Below are 939 nucleotides of genomic sequence, written 5' to 3' on the forward strand. Positions count from 1 at the left end.
TCTCTATCCTCTTGTAACCGTCCCGCCGCCCCCGCGCTCTACCCCGCCACCACCCCTCTTTCCCTACCCGACGCCCTTCCGATCTCCGCACCGCCGCGGCCGCCGCGGCCGGCGGCCGCGGCCCGGGCGCCGCCCTCGAATCCATCGTGTCGAACATGACGATGCGCTCCTCTGCTCGGGAAGAACCGCCCGCCCGCACAACGCTCGGGCCGACGATCCGATAGCCGGCTCGCAAACCGGGGAAGCCTAGAATTTAATGCAAACGCAAATCATTCTCAATCGTATTGATAAACTATCGGCCTCCCGGCCAATGAGAGATTTCTCAAAAAAGCATGCATCTTTCGCTCATTTTCATCTAACCCCATATTAATTTTGAAATTTGACGGAACACGCGTGACTTCCCGCTGTCATGTTCTGAGCGTCGATTCTCACCGCGGGGCTCGTTCCCTTCATCGATGGATCTTCGTTCGGAGCGGCTCACCCCGCGTCGTTGGGCCGAACGGAACGTAACCGGCCGCCTCCACCGGCCATGCGTCGATCGCCAAAGTGCTGCCGGCCGCGCCGCGTCGCGCGCCTGTCGCGCAGCCAGCCCTTTCCCACACCCCTTGTTGCCCCGAACCCGCTTTTTGAGGATGTGGAGCCGTTGAGCCCGATTTCCGATGTTTCCGCCGTTGCCGACGCGCCCGCCGCGCATCGGCCTGCCCTGGCGCGCACGTTCGCGCGCATGATGCCCGCCGCCGGCGCCGTGAGCGCCCTTGCCGCCGTCAGCCTGGCCGTCACCGTCCCCGCGATCTCGCAACCCGTCTCGCCCACCGCACAGCGCGCGGCCGGCACGCCGCAGCATGTGTTCGCGGCCACGCCGTTCCCGAGCCCGCAGCGTTTCGTGGCCGACCAGCTCGAAGCGGCGGTGGCCGCGCGCGGCACGCCGCCCGGCCGGTT

At 66.3% G+C, this 939-nt stretch carries 1 pseudogene; it reads left to right on the forward strand.

The features are described from left to right. Nucleotides 1-634 precede the first annotated feature (634 nt). Nucleotides 635-939 (forward strand): annotated as a pseudogene (locus G3N92_RS34255) (M23 family peptidase); the annotation flags it as partial.

It is taken from the genome of Burkholderia sp. Ac-20379 (genome assembly GCF_017104645.1).
In the GTDB taxonomy this organism is placed as follows: domain Bacteria; phylum Pseudomonadota; class Gammaproteobacteria; order Burkholderiales; family Burkholderiaceae; genus Burkholderia.